The sequence below is a fragment of the Rossellomorea sp. SC111 genome, assembly GCF_024733565.1.
In the GTDB taxonomy this organism is placed as follows: Bacteria; Bacillota; Bacilli; order Bacillales; family Bacillaceae_B; genus Rossellomorea.
In genome coordinates this window covers 178,743-187,334 of record NZ_JANIOC010000011.1, presented here as the reverse complement: position 1 = coordinate 187,334, position 8,592 = coordinate 178,743, and the positions used below count along the sequence as shown (strand labels likewise).

The window sequence follows — 8,592 nt, the reverse complement described above, 5'->3', positions numbered from 1 at the left end:
TCAAACATGCTACCTCCCCAGCTTGGTACATATTTAGTGCCCTTGTAGCTGTAATGTCCTTCGAAGACCTCTACACCGTCATATGTTTCTGTGTATCCTTCTGGAATTTGAGCCTGCCAATCCCAGCTTTCGGGCATGGTTCGGAACATTCTCCACCAATGGTCTTCCGGTACATCTTCTTTTCCGATGGCGATATAGCTTGCTACCCGGGGTTCAGTATAAAAGGCACCATAATGATGAGCTGTATAGCTTCCGGTCGCTACATCATAGCCGCCTCTCATTTGTCCTACTTCAGGAGTATAGAGGGTGGAATAATCCATGTCTTCTACTAACGCGTGGGTCCGATCATACAGTTCAGGATACGCTTGTCCGATTACGATCAAGCCGGCAGACAGCCATCCATTGTCAACGGTGGAAATGAATTGTCCCCAATCCGTCATGAGTGAGGCATCTTTCGTATAATACCAGTTGTAAAAGAGTCCGTTCCATTTCTCCATATCTTCTAGTGATGTTAATGTTTTTGAGATGTTTTTCACAGCTTTTCCCCTTGAAATGAGCCCTACTTCCTCGGCTGAAACGGTACTCATCATATACATGGAAATGTTCGTAGGTGAGGTGAATTTCTGGGAAGTGATTTCCCTGTTTTCCATACGGACGGCATCATAAGTGAGACCGGTCCGTTTATCAGTGAAATCTTCGAAGTAGCGATAAGTATTCTTTGAAATCGCTTTCAATTGTTTGGATAAAGCAATCTCTTTTCCTTTGTTTTTAGGCTGTGCTGAAGCAGCAGCAGGAAGGGTAGAACTGATAACCAACACGATGAGGAGAAGCAACGACATTATTTTTTTCAATATCCTTCACGTCCTTTCAATTTAGTGAAACGTTTCGATTAAAGTATACAAAAGGAACGTAAAAACGTATATCGCTCAATAGTAACAATTATCTGAAAAATACAGAGGGAACTAAACGATTTAAATCATTCTATTGAACTAGTGTTCAATAGAATGATTTAAATGGAAGGCTTGACTTAGGGGGACGGGTGCCGTGTCCTAAGTCAAGCCCTCTATCGTTCAATTATTCTATCATTCCCACAATCCTTTCACAGATCTCATGGGTGCTCAAAGAATCCTCGATGGAAGGGTCCGTTTCCTGCCCTTTTTCCACGCATTCGATAAAGTGATCCACCAGATCATAGAACCCCCGTTTATACAACGTCGGTTCCCAATCTCCAAAAGAAGAAGTGCTCTTCTCTTTGTTATGATAGTGCGTCGTTTCAACAAGGCTGTTTACGACATACTTATGATGTCCGGCAGAGTATTCAATGATTTCTTCCGTCACACCGCCATCACGGTTCATGATGCCGATGGCCGTGCAGTCGTCACCGATGAGCTGGATGATGAGGTGATGGAGGAGATCCCCTTTTTTAAGGAATTGAACCTTTACATCCAACACGTCTGAAGCCATCAGGAAACGCAGGGTATCGACGACATGGATGAAGTCTTCGACGATGAATCTCCTTGGCTCGTCCGGTGCTTTGAATCGGTTTTTCTGCATTAATACGAAATCTGGTTTCCCGTGGTCTCTCAGCTCCTTCACTTTGGGAATGAAGCGCCTGTTGAATCCGACCATGGCGATCTTTCCACTGTCCTTCGCAAGTTGGACGATTCGTTCCGTTTCATGGAAATTCAAAGAAATCGGTTTGTCTATGTACACATGAATGCCGTTTTCAAGAAGCGTTTCCGTGATCTGAAAATGGGCCTCTGTAGCTGTACTGACGAAGGCTGCGTCAATCTTTGCAGCAATCAATTCCTCTACATTCTGGACCCTTTCTTCGATTCGATATTTTTCAGCCATACTGAGCAGTGTTTCCTCATTTCTCGTGCAAAGGACCAATTCAATGCCTTCTTTTTCAGATAGAACAGGAAGATAGGCTTTTTTCGCAATATCCCCTAATCCGATAAGACCAATTTTCACAAGGTTCACCTCATCGTTTTTCTTTTATTATAGTATTCTACAATAAGATTTCAAACGTAATGCTTTAATTCTAAATAAACACTCCCTAAAACACGAATGATTATAAAAATAATTTAAATAAAATTCGTATTTTAATTGATTTCAAGGAGAGGGTTTGTTATAGTAACACCGTACCGCCATTACATATCGTTACTCGTATATCCTCGGTAATATGGTCTGAGCGTTTCTACCTGGTTCCCATTATAAGAACCAGACTACGAGTTGAAGTATTCGGTTTTCGGCCTTTTTGCCGTCTTTTTCGTTTGCTTTGACTATGGAGACCTGGAGCGTAGAGCTATTCTGCCAAGACAGGTCTTTTTCTTTTGACCGAAATCAACGGGATCCAATCATCCAGAAAAGGGAGAGAGACAATTGAAAAAGAAAATCGTATCACTCGCAGCAGTATCTGTACTAGGTTTATCTTTATTTACGGGATGCAGTTCAACGAACAAAACGGAAGCGAAAGACAAAAAGGAAGAGCAGCCGATCCTGATTCAGGGACCGATGCCCATTGAAGCTGAAAAATTCGCTGGAAAACTTAAGAATGTAAAGGAAGAAACATCCGGCTCATTCGTTTTTTATAAAGGAACATTGGACGATTACCCGGTCATCGTCGCTAAGACGGGTAAAGGAATGGAGAATACGGCCGCAGTCACGGCTGTCGCCATTGAAAAATATGATCCAGCAGCCATCATCAACCAAGGGACATCAGGTGGTCACGACCCGGCATTGAATGTTTTTGATATCGTTCTCGGTGAAAGAACCGTTAATCTCGGTTCGTTAAAAACAGGGAGCAGGGCAGATGAAGAAGGAATCGAACCTACTGCATGGAAGCCAATGGACTTGATGGCATCTGAAGGAAGTGCCGGGGAGGACCCGAATGCAGAGAAAATCCGTTATTACGATGGTGATGAGGCATTGCTTGCGGCTGCTAACGCCGTAAAGGACACATATAAAGAAGGCAAGGTGGTCGAAGGAACAATCGGTTCTGCTGACGTGTGGAATAACGAAGTCGACCGTATCCAATGGTTCCATGACAAATACGGTACATCCGTAGAGGAAATGGAAGGAGCAGCAGCGGCACAAATCGCCGGGGCATACGATGTGCCTTTCCTTGGAATCCGTGTATTGTCTAATAACAAGACGAACGGCGGAGCATACAACCCTGACACAGCTGCTGCCAACCAAGGGTATGTGTATGAAGTAGTGAAAGAGTATATTAGAGAGATGGAGTAATTCATCGTGTAGGGACCGGCCCGTAGTCGGTCCCTTTCAAATTGAAAAAGTTTTACTGATTCTGTTAAAGGGAAGAACATATTATACTAGAACGCCAAGGAGGAAACAGAATGGGTAAAACAATTTTCATTACGGGTGCGGGAAGCGGTCTCGCCAAGGGCGCGTCTCTTGGTCTTGCAAAGAAAGGCCACCATGTCATTGCGACTACAGAGCTTACCTCGCAAAAGACTGATCTAATGAGAGAAGCGGATGAACAAGGATTGAATATGGAGGTATTTAAGCTTGATATAACAAATGCAAGAGATCGCGAGCAAATCTCGAAGTATGATTTTGATATTTTCGTGGCGAATGCGGCAATCAATGAGGGGGGACCACTTGGTGAAGTTCCGATGGACCGGTTTCGTGCCCTGTTTGAAGTGAATGTCTTCGCTACCTTGGAAACGGTCCAGCAGGCCGCCCGAAAGTTGGTGGAGAGAGGAAGCGGGAAAATCGTGTTCATGAGTTCTATGGCCGGTATCTCAGCAACGCCTTATGTTGGGCCGTATACAGCAACCAAACATGCGATTGAAGGGATTGCCCAAACCTTGAAGTCCGAGCTTGAAGAGTTTGGAGTGAAAGTGGCCACCATCAATCCAGGGGCCTTCGAAACCGGATTCAATAAGCGGAGCGGGGAAGAAATCTGGAAATGGTTCGATGACGAGAAGAATTACACGAGAAAAGAGGACATTCTCGAACAGCAGAAGGGATTGGAAGATCAGTTCGATCCTGAAGATATGATTCAAAAGATGATTGAAATCATCCCTGCTGAAAATCACAAATTCCGTACGGTTTACCCGGAAGAAACGGAAAGACAATTGAAACAAACTCAGGCAGAGCGTTGGGAAATGGAGATTTAATGCCATTCCATTTTAATGAAGGGAAGGAACCGGGAAAAGGGTCCTTCCCTTTTTGTGTTACAATGATGAAATGCAGCATCTCATTTTGTACATCATACGGAGTTGGTCACAATAGAAGCGAAAAATTATTTATATACGTATTCATGGGAACCGAACGAAAAATCCCTATGTGCACTGGAAAGACGCACATTGTTCGGGGTGAGTTCAGAATCCAGTGTTCTTGAAAGTCCTGTGAAGATAGATCCCAGCAGGAGTCCGTTTATTCGGGAGAGGCTGGAGATCATCTGTGAAGGTCCTGAATTTCAAGAATTACTGAAAGAAATACACCGATTGGAGGCAGTGGATGGATTCAAAGTCGTGTTCGTACAGAATCCCGATGCCGAACGGGTCGGTTTCAAGAAGCTGAGAAGAATCGAAAAGGAAGTCGGGCTTCACCTGAGAGGCGAAGCAGAACTAGTCAATCCTGGCATCTGGTATGGAGTCATCAACACAGGTGACCGCTGGGTGTTTGGGCATTATATGAAAAATGAAGCCGTTTGGCTGCACCACGTGAAAAAGCCACATAGTTATTCCACAGCTTTGAGTACCCGTGTGGCAAGAGCGGTCGTGAATATAGCGGCACCCGAAACGGAAGGGGTCAAAATGATCGATCCCTGCTGTGGAATCGGGACGGTACTTGTAGAGGCACTGTCCATGGGCATCGATATTGTGGGGAGTGACCGCAACCCATTGATCCTCGATGGAGTGAGGGAGAATATCGATCATTTTGGACTTGAAGGGAATGTATCATTAAAAGACATCAATGATGTATCGGGGAGTTACGACGTGGCGGTCATTGACCTGCCATATAATCTCTGCTCTGTCATAACGGACGATGAACAACTGGAAATGCTGAAGAGTGCGAGACGGTTCGCAGAAAAGGTCGTGATCGTGACGTTGGAAGATGTGGATAGCAACGTTCGGAAAGCGGGCTTCGATATTATCGACCGTTGTGAAGTAAGTAAAGGAAGATTTGTCAGGCAGATACTAGTATGTGCGTAATGAGTGTGGGAGATGGTTCCCACGCTTTTTTTTATGACACTTTTTCACCAAAACAAGAATATATTTCTTTTTGTCAATAATAATAAAGTTAATTGAACGGTTGGCTGAATGAGAGAAAGTCAGGATTATCAACGGTTCCGGCAAATGAAAACGCATGACATTTTCTCCCTTATGACATTTGTCATGCCCAGCATATGACACCTACTACTAACACGATGATTCCTCTTATCCTATAATGAATTCAACGCCTTAAACGAAGGGAATAATGACATGACAAATATAAAAACGCTGAAAAAAGAAGTTGCTCCTTATGAAAAGTCTACAACGAAGGAAAGTGTATGGCAGATGATCAACACGCTTGGACCATTCTTTCTATTATGGTTCCTTGCGTATCAAAGTCTGTCGGTATCATACTGGCTCGCACTCGTTCCAATCGTGATTGCTGCAGGATTCTTGACGAGGATCTTCATTATCTTTCATGATTGCACCCATTTCTCTTTCTTTAAAAGCCGTAAAGCCAACCGGGCAGTCGGAACGGCCATGGGTGTAATGACACTGTTCCCGTTCGATCAGTGGGGACATGATCATGCCGTCCACCATGCGACAAGTGGAAATCTGGATAAACGAGGAACAGGTGATATCTGGACCCTTACCATCGACGAATATATAGCAGCACCTTTGAAAACACGTTTAGCCTACCGTTTTTATCGCAATCCGTTCGTCATGTTCGTTCTGGGACCGATTTATGTATTTCTTTTGAAAAATCGATTCAATCGTAAAAATGCACGTAAGAAAGAGCGCAATAACACTTATTTAGTGAATGTCATCATCGTGGCTCTCATTGCACTTCTTTCTGTCATGCTTGGATGGCAGGAATTCCTGCTCGTACAGGGTTCGATTTTCATGGTTTCAGGCTCGATCGGAATCTGGTTGTTTTATGTACAGCATACGTTTGAAGATTCCTATTTTGAAGAAGACAAAGAGTGGCAGTATGTATTGGCGGCCGTTGAGGGAAGTTCCTTTTATAAACTTCCTAAAATCATGCAGTTCCTGACAGGGAATATCGGCTATCACCATATCCACCATCTGAGTCCAAGGGTACCGAATTACAAGCTGGAACAGGCTCATGTAAACTCGGAGCCCCTACAGAATGTACCGACGATTTCACTCGTAACGAGCTTGAAATCTCTTCGCTTCAAATTATGGGATGAAGAAAATAAGACGTTTGTAAGCTTTAGAGGGATCAAATCCTCAAGGAAATCGAACGCGCGCATTTCTACAGAAGCCAAACCTGAATTATAAACCGCAGCCGACTCTCCTTATGAATCTTCATATAAGGGGAGTCTTTACTTGATACGGTGTTAAAAGGAGAGGACGCATATGATTCGCATTGTGATAGCAGAGGATGAAGAATGGGTGTTAGGGACAATCGGCACGCTCTTGAACCTTGAAGAAGACATGGAAATAGTGGGGAAGGCAAGAGACAGAGAGCATGCACTGGAACTCATCCACTCCATGCAACCAGATCTCCTTATCCTTAACATAGAACATCTACTGAGGGACGGACCTCTTGAAGTGCTGGAATGTCGACTTCTGGTACTCGCAACATTCCCAAGAGAGGGGAATCTGGAAAGGGTACAGGATGCGGGTGCAGACGGTTACTTATTGAAGGATAGTCCGAGTGAAGAATTGACCTCTTCCATTCGCCGAATGATGGAGGGAACACAAGTATATTCCTCAAAGCTCTTGGAGAAAAAAGAACCTGCATTATACGAAATACCCCATGCATCCGGACCGGTGAAGAAAAATTATTTTACGATGATCATGGATAAGATGAAGCATCCGACAGGGTGATTAGGTTGGTCAGTCAGCCCCTCACAGAATCTCAGTGGGGAGTTGGCTCATTTTTTTGTCATCATCAGAATCCATCACACATATAGGTATCGTAATGTTAAAATGTAGAAAAAGATTCAAAGGGGAGAAATGAATATGTATGGTGGTGGAGATTTTATATTTCAAGCGGTCCCGATTTTCATTGGGATCATCTTTGTAATCGTGATTTCGTTCATTTTGTTTTCTGCCGTAAAAGGAGTGACCCAGTGGAGTCAGAATAATCAATCGCCTACCTTGAATGTATGGGCGAAAGTGTTGGGTAAACGGACGGCTGTGAAGGGTGGAGGAGAAAGCAGGGCCTATAGCCATTATTACATCACCTTCGAAGTGGAAAGCGGAGACAGAGTTGAATTGAAAGTGAAAGATACGGATTATGGGATGCTAGTGGAAGGGGACGAAGGGGAGTTGACCTTCCAGGGGACACGGTATCTGGCGTTTGAGCGCAGTCATCTAAAAGCACAACGATAAAAGGAAGTCAGAGGGGAATTCCCTTCCGACTTCCTTTTTATTAGAAAAATACATTCAAGATATAAAAGAAGATGGCGGCAAGACTTGCTGAAATAGGTAATGTGATGACCCATGTGATCAACATTCTTTGAGCCGTACCCCACTTCACCCCTTTCAATCTGTGAGCGGAACCCACACCAAGGATGGAAGAGGAGATAACGTGAGTCGTACTGACAGGTAAGTGAATCGCCGTTGCACCAAAAATGACGGCTGCACCCGTCAAGTCTGCCGCCACTCCATTTACCGGTCGGATCTTCATGATCTTTCCGCCAACGGTTTTGATAATCTTCCATCCCCCGATCGAGGTCCCGAGTCCCATGGCCGTGGCACAGGAAACCTGAACCCACGTCTGGATATCATCGGAGGTTTGATAATTGTTCACGATCAGGGCCATGGTGATGATCCCCATCGCTTTTTGCGCATCATTGGTTCCATGGGTGAACGATTGAAGTGCCGCGGTCGCAATCTGGATCGAACGGAAATTCCGGTTCGTTTTTGCCAGGTTACGATTCTTAAAGACGACCTTGAATATGCTATAAATGATGAAACCAATTACAAAAGCCAAAATAGGTGAAAAAATCAACGCCTGGATGATTTTGATGAACCCTTTATAATTCAGTGCCGAGACACCTGCCGCCGCAATGGCTGCCCCAGCAATCGCCCCGATCAAAGCATGGGAGGAACTGCTAGGTATCCCGTAGTACCACGTCACTAAATTCCATGTGATCGCTGCAAGAAGAGCTGCCAGGATGACGATCGTCCCGTTCTCGAGGGAAAAGGGGTCGACGATGTCCTTGGTGATTGTTTTGGCGACTCCTGTGAAAGCGAGGGCACCGGCGAAATTCATGACGGCTGCCAGGATGATGGCATGTCTTGGCTTCAGTGCCTTTGTCGATACAGCGGTCGCAATGGCATTGGCCGTATCATGGAACCCGTTGATGAAATCAAATGCAAGGGCCCCCACAACGATAAGTATGGTTAAAAGTAAGATTGTATCCATTCCTGC

Annotated in this window: 9 protein-coding genes and 1 riboswitch; of the genes, 6 read left to right on the top strand and 3 right to left on the bottom strand. The window is 44.6% G+C overall.

Going from position 1 to position 8,592, the window contains the following annotated elements; translation table 11 throughout:
* Both NQ095_RS15850 and NQ095_RS15845 read right to left on the bottom strand, forming a co-directional pair.
* The coding region (locus NQ095_RS15850) for a DUF3131 domain-containing protein (RefSeq protein ID WP_258264426.1) at positions 1 to 851 on the bottom strand (851 nt) is incomplete at its 3' end.
* Positions 852 to 1,074: 223 nt separating this feature from the next.
* Positions 1,075 to 1,974: a Gfo/Idh/MocA family protein gene (locus NQ095_RS15845; protein WP_258264425.1), complete on the bottom strand. Its 900-nt coding sequence runs from the start codon at positions 1,972 to 1,974 to the stop codon at positions 1,075 to 1,077.
* Positions 1,975 to 2,147: 173 nt separating this feature from the next.
* Positions 2,148 to 2,251: riboswitch (purine riboswitch) on the top strand.
* 134 nt (positions 2,252 to 2,385) lie between these two features.
* Here NQ095_RS15845 and NQ095_RS15840 point away from each other — a divergent pair.
* The 6 genes from NQ095_RS15840 to NQ095_RS15815 all read left to right on the top strand — a co-directional run bounded on the left by NQ095_RS15840 (position 2,386) and on the right by NQ095_RS15815 (position 7,547).
* Complete coding sequence (locus tag NQ095_RS15840) at positions 2,386 to 3,249, top strand: 5'-methylthioadenosine/S-adenosylhomocysteine nucleosidase (protein WP_258264424.1); 864 nt, start codon at positions 2,386 to 2,388, stop codon at positions 3,247 to 3,249.
* Between the two features lie 110 nt (positions 3,250 to 3,359).
* Entirely contained in the window at positions 3,360 to 4,145 is a 786-nt protein-coding gene (locus tag NQ095_RS15835) for an SDR family oxidoreductase (protein WP_258264423.1), read from the top strand.
* 102 nt (positions 4,146 to 4,247) lie between these two features.
* Complete coding sequence (locus NQ095_RS15830; protein ID WP_258264422.1) at positions 4,248 to 5,186, top strand: TRM11 family SAM-dependent methyltransferase; 939 nt, start codon at positions 4,248 to 4,250, stop codon at positions 5,184 to 5,186.
* A gap of 270 nt (positions 5,187 to 5,456) precedes the next feature.
* Positions 5,457 to 6,488 (top strand): Delta(5) desaturase DesA, encoded by a 1,032-nt coding sequence (desA, locus tag NQ095_RS15825; RefSeq protein WP_258264421.1) that lies wholly within the window; start codon positions 5,457 to 5,459, stop codon positions 6,486 to 6,488.
* A 78-nt stretch (positions 6,489 to 6,566) separates the two neighbouring features.
* Entirely contained in the window at positions 6,567 to 7,040 is a 474-nt protein-coding gene (locus tag NQ095_RS15820; protein WP_258264420.1) for a response regulator, read from the top strand.
* Between the two features lie 135 nt (positions 7,041 to 7,175).
* Positions 7,176 to 7,547 carry a DUF2500 domain-containing protein gene (locus NQ095_RS15815; RefSeq protein ID WP_258264419.1) on the top strand — a complete coding sequence of 124 codons (372 nt, stop codon included), beginning with the start codon at positions 7,176 to 7,178 and terminating at the stop codon, positions 7,545 to 7,547.
* A gap of 40 nt (positions 7,548 to 7,587) precedes the next feature.
* Here the strand turns inward: NQ095_RS15815 and NQ095_RS15810 are convergent, their stop codons facing one another.
* Positions 7,588 to 8,586 carry an inorganic phosphate transporter gene (locus NQ095_RS15810; RefSeq protein WP_258264418.1) on the bottom strand — a complete coding sequence of 333 codons (999 nt, stop codon included), beginning with the start codon at positions 8,584 to 8,586 and terminating at the stop codon, positions 7,588 to 7,590.
* Positions 8,587 to 8,592: the final 6 nt, after the last annotated feature.